Genomic DNA, 16,957 nt, shown 5'->3' with positions numbered 1-16,957 from the left:
CGTTGCTGCTGGCAGCGCCCTTAGTTTATTGGCAAACGTAACTGTTGCAGATTGCCGTCCAGCGTCAAATCGGTACGCAAAGTGGCGACCTGTTTGCTGATATAGGCCAGTTCGCGGTGCTCTAACAGTTTGCTGTGCCACTTCTCCGGCACCTGCTCCAGGTGTTGATACAGACCATCCAGACTCCCCATCTGTTGCAGTAGCAATACTGCCGTTTTTGGCCCGATACCGGCAACGCCTGGGATCTTGCTGCTACCAATGCCTGCCAGCCCCCAATAATCCGTGAGCTGTTGCGGTAACACGCCAAACTCTTGTTGCACAAACGGCATATCCAACCAGCGTTTCTGGAAGTAATCTCGGATCTGTACGCTGGGTGCCAGCAGCTGGCAGTAGCCTTTGTCGGTAGAGACAATCGTCACCTGGTGCCCGCCAGCGGCAATTTTGGCCGTCAGGGTCGCAGCCAGATCGTCCGCCTCATTGCCTGCAGAATGCCAACTGGCCACCCCAAGCTCGGCAAACGCTTCGCGTAGCTGCGGCATTTCCTGATGCAGGTTTTCCGGCATCGGGGAACGTCCGGCTTTGTAATCGGGCAGAATTTGATGGCGCCAGCTCTCGCTACGGTCGTCTTCGTCGAACACCGCCACGGCGTGGGTGGGTTGGCTGTGTTGAATCAACTGCTGTAGCGCATGCTTGCAAGCGTTGACACAAGGGGAGCCCTGCACCGCATGAATGCGGCGGATTAGGTTCAGAGCATCGACAATCAGTAAATGTATAGGCATAGGCAAGACAACAACGTCAGAAAATAAGGGCGGCTATGACGCCGCCCAGAGGTGATGATCAGGCTACAATCTCGTAGCAAGGTACGTAGGCGGTACCCGGCAGTTTCATCCTGTGCTGGGCGACAAAGCCCTGCAACAGGCTGTCCATCTGCTTCATCATCAACGGATCGCCATGCAGCTTATAAGGGCCGAACTGTTCGATGGCATGAATGCCGTTCTCCTTCACATTGCCCGCCACGATCCCTGAGAATGCACGGCGCAGGGCCGCAGCCAACTGTTCTGCAGGTTGATTCGGGTACAGGTTGAGGTTGGCCATGTTTTCATGGCTTGGCTCGAAGGGGAGCTGCAGGTCCGGTGCAATACGCATCGACCAGTTAAAGCTGTAGGCATCACCGGTATTACGGCGATTTTCTTTCACCAGCGGCATGGCCTTCTTCATCTGACGGGCCACTTCGGCCGGATCGTCGATGATGATGGTGTAGTGACGGCGTGCTTCCTCGCCCAGCGTATTCATGATGAATTCGTCCAACACGCGGAAGTAATCGGCGCTCTCTTTTGGCCCGGTGAGGATCAGCGGCAGGACCTGTTCGCTGTTTTCCGGATTCATCAGAATGCCCAACAGATACAGCAGTTCTTCCGCCGTACCGACCCCACCAGGGAAAATGATGATGCCGTGTGCGATACGCACAAAGGCTTCCAGACGTTTTTCGATATCTGGCATGATCACCAGTTCGTTAACCAGCGGATTCGGCGGCTCGGCGGCAATGATGGAAGGTTCGGTCATACCGATAAAGCGGCTATTGTGGTAACGCTGCTGCGCATGGCCGACGGCGGCCCCTTTCATTGGCGCTTCCATCGCCCCTGGCCCACAGCCGGTACAGATATTCAGCTCGCGCAGGCCCAACTGGCTACCGACTTTACGGGCATACAGATATTCGTTTTCATTGATCGAGTGGCCACCCCAGCACACCACCATATTCGGGTCTTCGTCGAGGTGCAGCGTGCGGGCATTACGCAGGATGGAGAACACCAGATTGGTGATATGAATGGAGTCTTCCGAATTCAGGTGTTGGAAACGTTCGGCGCTGTCAATTTGGCCGTGGACAAACAAGATATCGCGCAGCACCGCAAACAGGTTGGCCTGCAGTGAACGAATAATGCGGCCATCAACGAAAGCCTCTTCTGGCGGGTTCACCAGCTCCAGTTTTACGCCGCGTTCACGGCGCAGCACGTTGATATCAAAGTTTTCGTAACGCGACAGTAGCTGTTTGCTGTTGTCGGTCTGGCTACCGGAATTTAACACCGCCAGGGAGCAGTTGCGGAACAAACGGTACAGGTCGCTGCTGGCGGTACGCTTCAGCATGTCTACTTCCAGCTGCGACAACAAATCCATAGCGCCAAGTGGGCTGATATGTGTAATCAAGGTAACTCCTTTGCGCCCATAAACAGGGCGATAATAATCCTTACCTGTCTCTATGCACGGCGGTAAGAATTTTGTATTGCCTACTGGAATGCCTGAGCAAAAAGCGGGCACTCTTGATTTAACCTTACCGCCGTCTCCGGATTTTTACCAATACAAACCGCCTGTTAGCTCAGTTGTTGAGCATTATTGGCGAGCCAGACGGCCATGCGCCGGTTCGAACGCCACATTGCTGCGCCAAGGGTTGATATCCAGACCACCGCGCCGGGTATAGCGGGCATAAACGCTCAATTGTTGCGGCTGGCAGAAACGCAGCAGATCGTTAAAGATCCGCTCAACGCATTGCTCATGGAATTCGTTGTGATGGCGGAACGAAACCAGATAGCGTAGCAGGGCCTCACGGTTGATCTGCGGACCGCGATAGTGGATTTGCACCGAGCCCCAATCGGGCTGGTTGGTGATCAGGCAGTTGGACTTCAGCAGATGGCTGACCAGCGTTTCCTCTACGATTTGGCTACCGGCTGCGCCTTCCAGGTAGCCCGTATCGAACTCGTAGTTATCAATGCTGATGTCTTGCTGATCAAGGCATTCGCCCTCCAACCGGGCGATTGGGCTGCCTTCAAGCCGATCGACGCTGAACAGGCTCACGCTGACATCCCCTTGCGCGCAGGCGGCGAGATCGCGTTGCAGCGTAGAGCGTACCGCTTCCCAGTCCGGGAAGTGGGTTTGGTTAAAGCTGTTGAGATAGAGCTTGAAGCTTTTGGACTCAATCAGGTTGATGCTGTTGGCATTCAGGCTGATTTCTCCCACCGCGACCTGCGGCAGCCCCTTGGCATTGAGCCAGGACAGTTCATACAGCGTCCAGATATCGGCACCGTGGAACGGCAGGCTATCGGGATAAAGCCCCAGCGGCTCGCGGTTCATGCTGCGAGGAACAGCTTGTAACAGTGAGGCATCGTAGTAGTCACGGTATGCGGTTGGCTTGCCCAGCGTCAGTGCCGCCAGAGCCTGATGATCTTGATAGGAGGACATGAGCTGTCACCTTGGTCTTAGATAGGTACAATAGGCACCAGTTTACCGTATGCGAGAAAAAATATGGACCATGATGTATCGCACGCCCTGCGTGAATTTACCCAGCGCTATGTCGACAAATGGCAGCAGCAGTATGGCCATGCCCCGGCTAGCCAGGAACTGTACGGCGTGGCTTCCCCCTGTATTGTCGAAAATCGCGATGATACGGTGCTGTGGCTGCCGCAGCCTTTTACGCCAACGGCTAGCCTGGAAAAGGTGGAGCAGGCGCTGGAACTGCAACTACAGCCGGATATCCACATCTTCTATACCCAACAGTATGCCGGTGATATGAGTGCGGAGTTTGGCGAGCATCCGTTGACGCTATTGCAGGTCTGGAGTGAAGACGACTTTATTCGGCTGCAGGAGAATCTGATTGGGCATCTGGTGACGCAAAAACGCCTTAAGCTCTCGCCTACGTTATTCCTGGCGACCACAGAATCGGAAATGACGGTGGTGTCGCTGTGTAATGTCAGCGGCAACGTGCTGCTTGAGCAATTTGGTAGCAAAAAACGCACGCTATTAGCCGCCTGTTTAGAAGATTTTCTCGATGCTTTACGCCCCAGAGTTAATTAATCGACTAATTTACCTTTAGTGCGTGTGCGAGATCTCTTACAAAAGCTGTGAGAGATCGCTTTTAATTTTTCACTTTAGTTAGCCTTTTTTTAATTATTAATTATATATATCAGTTTGTTATGTATTTTTGACGATGTAGGTTAAGTCAAATTTACCGTAATCCGTCCTACATGCCCTTGTTAACGGGAAGGAAATAAGCGATCTTATGTCTACCGGAAGGAAGCCGGATGGAGCAGGAAAGCGTCAGGATGATGCAGCTTCAGGAAGAAGAAAGGGATGCACTCAGGAAGAGTGAAAAGGATTGGTATCAGGATGATACACAGGATGTTTCAGGATTGAAACCAAGGACACCTCCAGGACGGAGATAGAGAGCCAACACAGGATTGTTGGTGGGTCAGGAAGGCCGAGGAACCGCGTCAGGACGATGCTATAGGATTTTGCGAAGGATTGTTTTGGTCAGGATGGCCGAAAGGAAAAGTTTTCAGGGATTGAGCAGGGAGCACACTTGTAGCGGGATTAGCTATAAAACGAACCGGGGGCACTGTTAACGCAGTGCCCCCAACTTTTTGTCTGGAACAAAGCCAGACAGCAAATTCTGCCTGACTTCCCCCCTTCAAGGTTTACCCGATTGCCCCCAACGTATCGCCCGTGCTTTGTTTCTTCGGTAGCAGGAACAGCGTGGCGAAAATATCCAACAGGTAAATAGCGGCCAGCAGGCTGATCGCAGCGGTAAAGGAAACCTGAGTGACCAGCGCACCGATCACCAATGGCCCCAGCCCACCGACGCCACGGCCCAGGTTGAACAGGATATTCTGCGCCGTGGCGCGAGCCTGTACCGGGTAGGTGTCAGAAATCAGCGCGCCGTAGCCGCCAATCATTCCGTTAACGAACACCCCCATCAGAGCACCCGCAAACAGCATCAGCATCGGATCGGTGAGTTGCGCATAGCTTATGACCATCACCACGGCGCCAACCTGATAAATGACAAAGATGATCCAACGGGGAAAGCGGTCGGCCAATACGCCGAACAGCCAGATACCGAAGGTCATGCCGATCACCGTGACTCCCGTCCAGACGCCAGATTTGGTCAGCGAGAATCCAAAGTTTTTGGCCAGATAGGTCGGCATCCAGATCATCAGCCCGTAATAGCCAAAGTTCTGCACCGAGCAGAGGATAAAGATCCCTAGGCTGGCCTTGCTGGTGGCGCGATCTTTAAATAGCAGCTTTAATCGTTGAGTAAAGGAGAGTTGCTGTTCGCTGGTTTTTTGCTGCGTAAACTCTTTAGGTTCGCCCATGGTTCGGCGAATAAGGAAGGAAACCAGCGCCGGCAGCAGGCCCACCAGGAACATGCCACGCCAGCCGATATAAGGCAGCAGCAGCGGGGTGAGGAAGGCCGCTGCAAGCACGCCAAGCTGCCAACCCATACCCACATAGGCCGAGGCGCGGTTGCGCTTCTCTGCGGGCCAGGCTTCGGCGATCAACGCCATACCAATACCGAATTCGCCACCCAGCCCAATCCCGGCCAGGGTGCGATAGGCCAGCAAGTCCCAGTAGCCGACGGCAACGGCGCACAGGCCGGTAAACAGCGAAAACATCAGGATAGTGATGGTCAGCACGCGGATGCGGCCAAAACGGTCGCTGAGATGGCCGAAGATCACGCCGCCAAACACTGCGCCGATCAATGTCCAGGTCACCAGCGAACCGGCTTGTGATGAGGTAAGACCCAGTTCAGTGGTGATCACCGGCAGCATAAAGCCGAGTATCAACAGATCGAAGCCGTCCATAGCATAACCGGTAACCGAAGCCAGCATGGCTTTACCGGGCGTAGCGTGATTTTTATTGAGTGATGTTGCGGGCATGTCTTTTATCATGTGTGATTTTTGGGTGCGCGTATTGTGCCGTGCCAGGCGTGGCGCCACCAGATAAAATTGGGTGCTTTGGGCTTAAATGTTATGCTTTGCGGCTCTCAGCCATAGGCTGATTTTACATACCTATACCCTATAGATTTCAAGTTGTCGCCTAGCCACAGCTTGAAAGATGACGGGGATAAATTGTTCGGGAATGTCGATGAGTATATCCAACCAGGTTCGCCACAATTTACAGGCGATTGAACAGTCCATGCGGGATCTGGCGCTGTGGCAGTTGACGCCGCCGGAAGCCGAGGCTTTTGCCAGCACGGAACCTTTTTGCATCGACAGCATGCAGGCCGAAGAATGGTTGCAGTGGATACTGTTGCCAAGGATGCACGCGCTGCTCGATGCCAATGCGCCACTACCAACGCGTTTTGCCATCACCCCCTATTTTGAAGAAGCGCTAAAGGATAAACAGCCGAACTGCCTGCCGCTGCTGTTGCTGCTACAACAGCTGGATTCACTGCTCAATATCGAGCTGTAATCGCGCTGTAAGTTAGACCTGCATGTTCGATCTGTATATTAGACCTGTATGTTCGACCGTAGGGGCGCTGCATGCTGCGCCCGCTTAGCCTCTCTGTTGTGGGCTTTACCAGCAATTTCCGATTTATGCGTAGCAATGCGCAATTCACGCGGTATGGCTAAAATAGAGTTTCCACCACCGTGTGGAACTAGTGGATAATGTGCACATTACCGCGAGTCACCAGGGAGGGTTTCGCTTGCTCAGACAAAATATATTCGGTTGGTCGGGGATCGCGCTAGGCGGTTTGGCGCTGTTATTGGCGATGGTGCATTTCTATGCCGGTCCATTTGCCCCTCAGCAGACGTTGGAAAGCCTCGTTGCGGGCAAAGCGGTGGCTATCAAAGAATCACTGCTGGCCTCATTGGCTGGCCATCAAATCCCCGAAAAGGTCTCGCGGCCTCATTATGATGTGGATCGGATATTGAAGATCGTCACTGCCGTATTGGCGGTGGGAGCCGTGATCCTGGGCGCTATTGCTGGGGCGTGTAAGGAAAACCCGCGCGCGGTTTCTGCTGCGGTCATGCTCGGTATTGGCACGCTGGCTTTTCAAATGGCCATGTTTGCTTTTGGCGTGATCATGACCATTCTTCTTATTGTATTGGTATTGTCACTGATTTCTGGAATTGGTGCAGGCTGTTAGCTGCTTAGGTTCCTCCGTCGGGAACCTTGTCTCTGGGTGTCTTTCAAGGATTAAAAAGGTGCTGCAATCATGGATTTGCTGAAGTTTATCCTCCGTTTGCCTTTTACGTTGATCAAAGGCCTGTTCCGCCTGTTGGCCGTGATTTTTGGCCTGTTGGGGCGGCTGTTCAAGCCGGTGGTGGGCAACCTGAACTGGAATGCACCTGCCTGGTGGGCAGCGGTATCTGGCGGTGTGAAGCGTGGCTTCCTGCGGCTGGAAGGCGGGGTAGACAAATATCCCAAGGCCATTAGCCTGTCGTTGCTGGTGCTGTTGTGCGCCGCGGGTGGTGCTTTCTACGGATGGCACTGGTGGCTGAATCGGCCACAGCCGATTGAACCGGCACCGATGGTGTATCAGGAAACCAGCGTGCGGGTATCCGATCCTGAGCCGGTTAACTATGCCGTGCAGAAATCTGCGCCGCAGCAGGTCACCCTCACCTTTAGAAACTCCGTGGCACCCTTGACCGATGCCGGCAAGGCCGTGGAAAAAGGCATCTCCATCAGCCCGGCCCTTGAAGGGCAGTGGAAATGGAATAATGCCTGGACCCTGGTCTTCACGCCGAAAAACCCATTGCCGATGGGCAGCAAATATGAGGTTAAGCTCGAGCCCGCGGTGTTACTGGCCCCGCAGATTAAACTCGCCAATACCAACTACAGCTTTAGTGCTCCGGCTTTTGACTACCAACTTGGGCAAGCCGAGTATTATCAAGACCCACAAGATCCGCAAAAGCGTAGCGCTATCTTCAACGTCAAATTCAATGCGCCAGTCGACGTGGCCAGCTTTGAAAAGCAGATCGCCATGGGGTTGATCGAAGCCAACGCCAAATCTGAAAAGAAACTCAATTTCTCCCTGGTCTACGATGCCAAGAAGCTGAACGCCTGGGTGCATTCTGAACCGCTGAAAGCGCTGGATCACGGTGGTAAAGTGCATCTGGTACTGGGTAAGGGCATCAAGTCGGTGGTGTCTGCCAATGAGATCGCTCAATCAAAAGACGGCTGGGTATCGGTGCCAACCCTGTATAGCCTCACGGTGAAGGATGCCAGTGCTCAGGTGGTGGATAGCGATGGTACCAAAGGCCAACGTGCGCTGATCGTCGCCTTCAGCGATGCGATCAAAGACAAAGATGCCGGGCGTGCGGTCAAGGCTTGGTTATTGCCGCAGCATAACCCTAACGATTCCGAAGCCAGTAACGAACCGGATGATTTTTATCAGTGGGGCGGGACCGAGAGCATCGAAAACAACGTGATGGCCCAGTCTACGCCGCTGACGCTGACCTTGAATGAAGCGGAAGAGACCTATCAACCGCAGTTCAGCTTCAAGTTTGACGCACCGGCTCACCGCTTTATGCTGCTGGAAATCACCAACCTGATGACCTCTTCGGGCGGCTATAAAATGCCGGAGAAGGTCTACCGTATCGTCGAAGTACCCGATTTCCCGAAAACCTTGCAGTTTATGTCACAGGGTTCTCTGCTGTCGGTGAATGGCGACAAGCAAATCAGCGTGGCGGCGCGTAACGTGCCCGGCCTGCGTCTGGATATCAAGCGGGTGATCCCAAGCCAGCTGCAACATATCGTCTCATTCAAAAGCAGCGAATACTCTTCGGCCCAGTTCAACCAGCTTAACGATGAATATTTTACCGAACACTTTAAATATCAAACGGTCATCAACAACGATCGGCCGGGTGAAGTGAGCTACAAGGGCATCGACCTCTCACGTTACCTGTCCACCAGCACGGATTCCCATCGCGGCGTGTTCCTGCTGACGCTGTCGGAATGGCAGCCTGAAAAGAAAAAAACGCAGGCCGCAGAGGATGAAGGCGATCAGGGCGAGCAGGAAGGGGATGATTCACCAAGCGTGGGGGATTCGCGCTTTGTTGTCGTGACCGATCTGGGGATTATTGCCAAACGTTCGCAGGATAAAACGCGTGATGTGTTTGTCCAATCTATCCACAGCGGTGCGCCAGTCGGTAACGCCAAAGTTTCGGTGATCGCCAAAAACGGCGTGACGCTGCTCAGCCAGGTGACCGATGCCAATGGTCACGTGCGTTTCCCATCGCTGGACGTGTATACCAACGAACGCCAGCCGGTGATGTTCCTGGTGGAAAAAGAGGGCGATGTGTCCTTCTTGCCGACCACCCGCTACAACGACCGCGGGCTGGATTTCTCCCGCTTTGATATTGAAGGGGAAGAGACCCCCATCGATCCACGCACTTTGAGCAGTTACCTGTTCTCCGATCGTGGTGTGTACCGTCCAGGCGATACCTTCAATATTGGTCTGATTACCCGTGCGGCCGATTGGGGCGTTGCCCTGGCTGGCGTACCAGTGCGTGCCGAGATCCGCGATCCGCGCGACAAATTGATGACGACGGTGCCGCTGACTCTCGGTGGCAGTGGTTTCAATGAATTGAGTTACACCACCGATGAAAACGCGCCCACGGGCGAATGGAACGTCTACCTGTATCTGATTGGCAAGAATAACGACACTTCCACCTTGCTCGGCCATACCGCCGTCAACGTGAAAGAGTTTGAGCCAGACCAACTGAAGGTGAAGCTGGAGTTGACGCCAAACCGGCAGCAAGGGTGGGTAAAACCTTCTGAGCTGCAGGCGAACATCGATGTGCAGAACCTGTTTGGCACGCCTGCCCAGGATCGCCGAGTTACCTCGAAGCTGACGCTGCGGCCAATGTACCCAAGCTTTGATCGCTTCCCGGATTACGCCTTCTTTGAGAACCGCCAGAATAGCGACGGTTTTGAAACTGAACTGGAAGACCGCACTACCAACGAGCAGGGCGTGGCGAACATTCCGCTGGACCTGAAGTCCTATGCCGATGCCACCTATCAGCTGCAACTGCTGTCGGAAGCCTTTGTGGCCGGCGGTGGACGTTCCGTTGCCGCCACCGCTCGTGTATTGGTATCGCCGTATGACTATCTGGTGGGCGTGAAGCCAGACGGTGATTTAGGCTACATCAACCGGGGTTCGGCGCGAAATCTGAACGTGATTGCCGTCGATCCTGCTCTGAAACAGATTGCGCTCGCCGATCTGAAGCAGGTGTTGATCGAGCAGAAATACATCTCGGTGCTGACCAAGCAGGATTCTGGCGTTTATAAATACCAGTCGAAAATGAAAGAGGTGCAGTTGTCCGAGCAGCCGTTGGCGCTGAGCGAGCAGGGCACCGATCTGACCTTGGCAACCGACACCCCGGGTGACTTCGTCCTGGTGATCGAAGATGCACAGGGCAAGGTGCTCAACCGTATCGCCTATAGCGTGGCGGGCAATGCCAACCTCAGCCGTTCGCTGGATCGCAATGCCGAACTGAAGCTGAAACTGAATCAGGCGGAATATCAGCCGGGTGAAGAAATTGAAGTGGCGATCAACGCGCCTTATACCGGCAGCGGTTTGATCACCATCGAAAAAGACCGTGTCTATGCCTGGCAGTGGTTCCACACCGACACTACCAGCTCGGTGCAGAAAATCCGGGTTCCGGCCGGGATGGAAGGCAACGGTTATATCAACGTGCAGTTTGTGCGCGACGTGAACTCCAGCGAGATCTTTATGAGCCCGCTGAGCTATGGCGTCATGCCGTTTAAAATCAGCACCAAAGCCCGGCAAAACGGCCTGGAAATAGTAACACCTGAGGTAATTAAGCCGGGTGAAAACCTGACGATGACGGTGAAAACCGATGGTCCTCAGCAGGTGGCACTGTTTGCCGTAGATGAAGGGATCTTGCAGGTAGCGCGTTACCGCCTGAAAGATCCGCTGGAGTACTTCTTCCGTAAGCGTGAGCTGAGCGTGGAAAGCTCGCAGATCCTCGATCTGATCCTGCCGGAATTCAGCAAGCTGATGGCGCTTTCGGCGGCACCGGGCGGTGATGCGGGTGAAGGGCTGGATCTCAACCTGAATCCGTTCAAACGCAAGCGCGACAAGCCGGTGGCCTATTGGTCTGGTATTACCGAAGTCAACGGCGAGAAGCAGTTTACCTATCCGGTGCCGGATTACTTCAACGGCAAGATCCGCGTGATGGCCATTTCGGTTACGCCAAGCAAAATTGGCAAGGCCCAAACCTCCGCGACGGTACGTGACAACTTCATCATGACGCCGAACGTGCCTTACATGGTGGCTCCGGGGGATGAGTTTGATGTCAGCGTAGGGGTTAGCAATAATCTCGAAGGGTTGAACGGTAAACCTGTGGCGATCGCCGTGCAGTTGACGCCACCGCCGCAGTTGGAAGTGGTGGGGAAGGCCGAGCAAAGTCTGTCATTGGCGGAGAAGCGTGAAGGCGTGATCAACTTCCGCCTGCGTGCCAAGGCGGCACTGGGTGATGCTCCGCTGGTGTTTGATGCGCGTTATGGTGATAAAACCAGCCGCCGTACCATTAGCACCTCGGTACGTCCGGCAATGCCTTACCGCACCCAGACGGTGATGGGCCGCATGAGCGGCAGTAGCCAGAATATTGATAATCTGCGGCAGATGTTTGATGCCTATGCGCAGCGTAGCGCGGCGGTCTCTCACTCCCCGTTGGTGCTGACCAACGGCCTGGCGCAGTATCTGGCGGATTATCCGTATTACTGTTCTGAGCAGATCGTCAGCCGTTCCATTCCGCTGATCATGCAAAGCCAGCATCCGGAAATGAAAAGCAGCCTGAGCCAGGCCGAAGTCAGCAAACAGCTGAAAAACCTGCTCGGTGTACTGCGTTCCCGCCAGAACGACAGCGGGGCCATTGGTGCCTGGCGTTCATCGCCGGAAACCGATCCTTTCGTCACGCCATACGTGGTGCAATACCTGCTGGAAGCCAAAGCGGCGGGTTATGCCTTGCCGGTAGGGATGCTGGAAGATGCCAACGGCGCGCTGCGTGAGCTGGCAGCCAACCGTTATGATGATATGTATCATCTGCGTCTGCGTACCTGGGCGGTCTACCTGCTGACCTTGCAGGGCGAAATTACCACCAACTCGCTGGCCTTGGTGCAGGATACGTTGCAGAAACTGTATCCAGACAGCTGGAAAACCGATCTGAGTGCCCTGTATCTGGCATCGTCTTACCGTCTGCTGAAAATGGACGATGAGGCTAATGCCTTGCTGGAGCCTAGCTGGAAGCAACTGAGCAAAGCCTATGACAAAGGCTGGTGGACGCAGAATTACTTCGATCCACTGGTGCAGGACGCAACGCGTCTGTATCTGATCGCTCGCCACTTCCCGGAGAAGGTCTCTTCCATCCCTCCGCAGGTGCTGGAGAACATGGTCAAGGCGTTGAAAGAAGAGCGCTACACCACCTATTCTTCGGCGATGAGTATCCTGGCGCTGGAAAGCTACTCGGCTCAGGTGGCGGCGCAGGCCAATGCCACAGATTCGCTGACGATTGCGCAGCTTGGCAAGCAAGGTAACGTCGATCCGCAGGTGATTTCAGAGATGATAGGGCTGTTTGCCAAAGGTCAGTTTACCGCCGAGGCCAAGGCTATTCGCTTTACCAACAGCGCCGACGCTCTGGCCTGGTATGTGGTCACTCAGGCTGGTTACGATCTGGCTGCTCCACAGAAAGCCATTGCTCGCGGTTTGGAAATTACCCGTGATTACACCGATGAACAGGGTAAACCTGTCACTCAGGTGACGCTGGGGCAGAAGATCAACGTTCATCTGAAAATCCGCGCCAATTCGAAAGAAGGGCAGAGCAACCTGGCGATTGTCGATCTGCTGCCTGGCGGATTTGAAGTGGTGCAGCAAACGGCACCAGAGCCAGAATCGACCGGTGAAGACGGTGAAGCCAACGAGAATACGGACGCAGGGTGGCAGTCGCCACTGGCTGCCTCGGGTTCCACTTGGGCTCCTGATTACAGCGATATCCGTGAAGACCGAGTGATCATCTATGGTAGCGCCAGCACCGACGTGCAGGAGTTTGTCTACCAGATTAAAGCAACCAACACCGGTAGCTTTGTGATCCCTCCGGCTTATGGTGAAGCCATGTACGATCGTGAAGTGCAGGCCATGTCTGCCAGCAGCGGTAAACTGGTGGTTGTACCGGCGGAAAGTCAATAAGCCATCGCGATACCCCGCAGCGTTGAGCTGCGGGGTTCGTGGGTACCGAGACTCCATGAGAATCCTTCCTGCATCTGCTGTGGCAAAACGCTGGCTGCAAAATATCTTGATGGCGGTATTTCTGCTGGCGCTGGGCCTGGTAGGAGCGCGGCTGTGGCCGCATCCTCCTCTTTCGCAGGGCGTGCCCTTCTCCACGGTTTACTACGATCGCCACGGGACGCTGATGCGCCTCACGTTAGCCAATGACGATCGCTATCGCCTGTGGACGCCGCTGGAAAAGATTTCGCCGCTGGCGGTGCAGGGTATTTTGCTGCATGAAGATCGCTGGTTCTATTACAACCCCGGATTTAACCCCGTCAGCCTGCTGCGTGGCTTTTGGCGCAGCTACGTAGCCGGTGGCAAAATGCAGGGCGGTTCGACCATCACCATGCAGTTGGCGCGCATGCATTGGCATCTGAATACCCGTACACCTGGCGGTAAACTGATGCAGGTACTGCGGGCCGTTCAGTTAGAACTCAGCTATTCCAAGCACGATATTCTGGAAGCCTATCTCAATTACGCCCCCTATGGCCGCAATATTGAAAGCATCGGTGCGGCCAGCCTGATCTATTTTGCCAAGGCACCGCAGGATCTCACCTTGCCGGAGGCGCTGACGCTCTCGGTGTTGCCGCAGTCACCCAGCTATCGTATCGACCCTAAAACCGGCGTGTTGGGGCAAGCCCTGACGCAGGCCCGTAACCGCCTGTTTCAACGCTGGCAAGGTGTGTATAGCACCGACAGCAGTCAGCGTGCCCTGTTTCAACTCCCTTTGGCACTGCGCCAGCCAGAACGGATGCCGTACATTGCTCCACACTTTATCGAACAGTTGCGCCAACAGACCCAGCAGTTAGTGCAGTTGGATACCCGTGTAGATACCACGTTGGATGCCGGGCTCCAGCGGCTGATCGAAAGGCAGGTGAACGCATTTATTGTCCGTAACCAGAGCCGGGGGATCCATAATGCCTCGGTGCTGTTAGTGGACAGCCGTGATATGGGGATAAGGGCGCTGGTGGGCTCTGCCGATTATTACAATCGCGAGATCCAGGGGCAGGTGAACGGGACCAATGCCAAGCGCTCCCCAGGATCGACTCTCAAGCCCTTTATTTATGCCTTGGGGATGGAGCAGGGCGTGCTGCATCCGATGACCATCCTCAAGGACGTGCCTTCGTCCTTTGGCGCCTATGCGCCAGAAAACTTTGACCGACGTTTCCTGGGGCCGGTAACGGCGACAGACGCGTTGAATTTCAGCCGTAATATTCCAGCGGTGTACGTGGCCTCCCAGCTACGGCAGCCGACGTTTTATCAGTTTTTAAGCCTGTCCGGCATCGCCAACCTGGCCAGTGAAAACCATTATGGGTTGTCGCTGGTGTTGGGGGGCGGTGAAATCACAGCCCAGGAACTGGCGAAGCTGTATGCGCTGTTGGCCAACCGGGGCGCATTGCGCCCATTACGGATGCAAAAGAGTGATGCCTATCCGCCACCAATCCGTTTGATTAGTGAAGAAGCCAGCTTCACTACGCTGGATATATTGCGCCAGCACCGCCGGCCTGGTGACACTTTGGCACAACGCTCGTCATCCCTGCCGGTCTATTGGAAAACCGGGACCTCCTGGGGCTTCCGCGATGCCTGGAGCGTCGGGATCTTCGGGCCTTACGTGCTGGTGGTATGGGAAGGGAATTTTGACAGCAGAGGCAACAACGTGTTTGTGGGGGCCGATGCGGCAGCCCCGCTATTTTTCAATATTATCGACAGCATTAACGCCAGCTATCCGGCCTTGCAGGAGCCGAAACACCCCTTCCCGAAACAGTTGAAGCGGGTGGATATTTGCCTGGCCAGCGGCAACCTGCCGACGCAATGGTGCCAGCAGAAAGGCAAAACCTGGTTTATCCCCGGCAAGTCGCCGATCAAGGTCGATACCGTCTATCGTCCGGTGGTGCTGGATATTAACAGCGGTGAGGTGGCCTGCCCGCCGTATGATGAAACACAAACCCGTACCGAAGTGTTTGAGTTCTGGCCTTCCGATCTGGCTAACGTGTTTGCGCAGGCTGGATTACCCAAGCGGGCTCCGCCGGTAAACCATTGCAAGGATAATGCGGTGGCGATCGGTGGCAGCCCGCCGCGCATTACCTCGCCGCTGAAAAATACCACCTATACCTTGCGGCAATCTCAACAGGGGCGTGACAAAATCTCCTTCAATGCGGTGACGGACGCGGACAGTAAAACGGTGTATTGGTTTGTCGATGATATTTATCTAGGCAGCAGCGCCAGTAAAACCGCCATCGATTGGCGGCCAGTCAACAATGGCCAGTATCGCATCCGGGCGGTGGACGATCATGGGCGGGCCGATAGCCGCCTGATCACCATTGAGTTGGTGAACTAAGATACCTCTCCCCTCACCCTAACCCTCTCCCACAGGGAGAGGGGACAGATCGAGCGTGTTTGAAATGGTAGTGACTTACCTTGGATAAAGAAGGTTATTGAGTTTGCTTCTACTTCCAAAACAGCTTTAGAGTTTGCTTGAGATTATCGCTTTACTTCCAAAAGAGCAGGGCCCATCAGCTCGCTATCCTTGCGAAAGAGGATTGGGATGAGGGGGCGTAAATGCCCGCTTTCTGCGCCATTGTCTGCAAATGACCAAAAACATTACCAACGCGTAAGCCGTTATGCTCATACTCGTTGGTGATCCACGGCGTCAAATTACCCACCTGTTGCGCCGTCGCCAGCGAGAGCTTCAAATCGACATACATATCGCTGAAATAAATGGCGGCAAATACCGGTACCTGATTGTCGAGCAGGCGATCGCTGTTATACAGCGGTGACCACACGCGGCGATCGGCCAGCAGCTTGGCGGGCTCATTGAAGGGGCGCAGAGCGGCGATCTCGGTGAACATCCAGGGATAGATCATTTCCCCGGTCAGGTAGAGCGGACGCCGATCCTCGGCGAAAGCATTGAAGTTGCCCCGTTGCCGCTCGGCGGCCCAGTTGGTGGCCTTATCCTGCGCGTAAATACTTTCATGCAGCGCGGCAAACAGCGGATTCTCCGCGTAACTGGTCAACGCCATCACCTGCGACAGGAAGGTGTCGCTGAATTCACCGTCTGGGTTAAAGGCTTCGTCAAACAGCCAAAGTAGCCGTTCGTAACCTTCACTCATGCCAAGATCGATCCCCAGGCTTTGCAGGCGGCGTACGGTCAACCGGTCGCCATCGGGTAACAACACCTCTTCCTGCTCCAGCTTGTCGGCAATCTGGCCAAGCAGCGGCTCCAGATGTGGGTAACGCTGATAGAAGATGCGATTTTTGGCGATCACCTGCGGATAGGTATGAGCGTAGACTTCATCGGCATCGGGCTGCAGGCTGGCCAGGCCGCCGGTCATAAAGCAGCAGTGTAGACCTTCCGGAGCCTGAGAAAGATAGGTCAGCGTGATAAAGCCGCCATAGCTTTGCCCCAGCGTGCTCCACGGGCGATCGCCAAAGCAGTTTTTACGCAGATATTCGGCATCGCTCACTATCGAGTCGGCGCGGAAGCAGGCCAGGTAATCTGCTGCCTGGTGGGCGGTTAGCCCGGCCAGACTCTTGCCTTCAATGCGGCTACTGCGCCCGGTGCCACGCTGATCGAGCAGGATCACCCGATAACTTTTGAGGGCTTCGGCAATCCAACTGCTGCGTGCCGTAGGGCGTGGGCTTTTTCCTCCGGGACCACCTTGTAAAAACAGCAGGCAAGGGAGTTGTTCATCACGGCGTAACGGGTCAACCAACTCACGGGCAAAGATCTCAATGGTGCGGGTATCCTTGTTATTGAACCAATTCAGCGGGACCTGGACCAGGTGTTCACGTACCCAGATTGCTGGCAACAAATATTCTCGTTCAACGCTCATGTTTTCTCTCCCTATTATGGTGTTCTCTTTTTTCTGCCGGTTATTTTAATGCCATATCGGT

Annotated in this window: 10 protein-coding genes; 5 read left to right on the top strand and 5 right to left on the bottom strand. The window is 54.7% G+C overall.

From position 1 onward, the window contains the following. Positions 1 to 20: 20 nt before the first annotated feature. The 3 genes from xni to queF all read right to left on the bottom strand — a co-directional run bounded on the left by xni (position 21) and on the right by queF (position 3,231). Complete coding sequence (gene xni / locus ACMV5I_RS20165) at positions 21 to 779, bottom strand: flap endonuclease Xni (RefSeq protein WP_021806119.1); 759 nt, start codon at positions 777 to 779, stop codon at positions 21 to 23. Positions 780 to 837: 58 nt separating this feature from the next. Continuing rightward, on the bottom strand, positions 838 to 2,202 hold the full coding sequence (gene ppnN, locus ACMV5I_RS20160; protein WP_024484302.1) for a nucleotide 5'-monophosphate nucleosidase PpnN: 1,365 nt from the start codon (positions 2,200 to 2,202) through the stop codon (positions 838 to 840). Between the two features lie 183 nt (positions 2,203 to 2,385). Next, entirely contained in the window at positions 2,386 to 3,231 is an 846-nt protein-coding gene (gene queF, locus ACMV5I_RS20155; protein WP_414825144.1) for an NADPH-dependent 7-cyano-7-deazaguanine reductase QueF, read from the bottom strand. 63 nt (positions 3,232 to 3,294) lie between these two features. On the opposite strand from queF, the gene syd reads away from it, so the two are divergent. After that, positions 3,295 to 3,843 carry a SecY-interacting protein gene (gene syd / locus ACMV5I_RS20150; protein ID WP_414825143.1) on the top strand — a complete coding sequence of 183 codons (549 nt, stop codon included), beginning with the start codon at positions 3,295 to 3,297 and terminating at the stop codon, positions 3,841 to 3,843. Positions 3,844 to 4,463: 620 nt separating this feature from the next. Here the strand turns inward: syd and ACMV5I_RS20145 are convergent. Beyond that, positions 4,464 to 5,702 (bottom strand): MFS transporter, encoded by a 1,239-nt coding sequence (locus ACMV5I_RS20145; RefSeq protein ID WP_414825142.1) that lies wholly within the window; start codon positions 5,700 to 5,702, stop codon positions 4,464 to 4,466. Between the two features lie 208 nt (positions 5,703 to 5,910). On the opposite strand from ACMV5I_RS20145, the gene ACMV5I_RS20140 reads away from it, so the two are divergent. From ACMV5I_RS20140 to pbpC, 4 genes are all read left to right on the top strand, one after another. Further along, positions 5,911 to 6,237, top strand: coding sequence for a YqcC family protein (locus ACMV5I_RS20140; RefSeq protein WP_024484306.1), 327 nt, complete (start codon positions 5,911 to 5,913; stop codon positions 6,235 to 6,237). Between the two features lie 235 nt (positions 6,238 to 6,472). Continuing rightward, a complete protein-coding gene (locus ACMV5I_RS20135) occupies positions 6,473 to 6,916 on the top strand; it encodes a hypothetical protein (RefSeq protein ID WP_414825141.1) in 444 nt (147 codons plus the stop codon). Between the two features lie 69 nt (positions 6,917 to 6,985). Beyond that, positions 6,986 to 12,982: an MG2 domain-containing protein gene (locus ACMV5I_RS20130; RefSeq protein ID WP_414825140.1), complete on the top strand. Its 5,997-nt coding sequence runs from the start codon at positions 6,986 to 6,988 to the stop codon at positions 12,980 to 12,982. A 55-nt stretch (positions 12,983 to 13,037) separates the two neighbouring features. Next, positions 13,038 to 15,401 carry a penicillin-binding protein 1C gene (gene pbpC / locus ACMV5I_RS20125; protein WP_414825139.1) on the top strand — a complete coding sequence of 788 codons (2,364 nt, stop codon included), beginning with the start codon at positions 13,038 to 13,040 and terminating at the stop codon, positions 15,399 to 15,401. Positions 15,402 to 15,576: 175 nt separating this feature from the next. Here pbpC and ACMV5I_RS20120 read toward each other — a convergent pair whose 3' ends face one another. Next, positions 15,577 to 16,896 (bottom strand): alpha/beta fold hydrolase, encoded by a 1,320-nt coding sequence (locus ACMV5I_RS20120; protein ID WP_202672089.1) that lies wholly within the window; start codon positions 16,894 to 16,896, stop codon positions 15,577 to 15,579. Positions 16,897 to 16,957: the final 61 nt, after the last annotated feature.

The organism is Serratia sp. T13T92, from assembly GCF_047530105.1.
Taxonomy (GTDB): domain Bacteria; phylum Pseudomonadota; class Gammaproteobacteria; order Enterobacterales; family Enterobacteriaceae; genus Chania; species Chania fonticola.
This window is presented reverse-complemented; position numbering and strand designations above follow the sequence as displayed.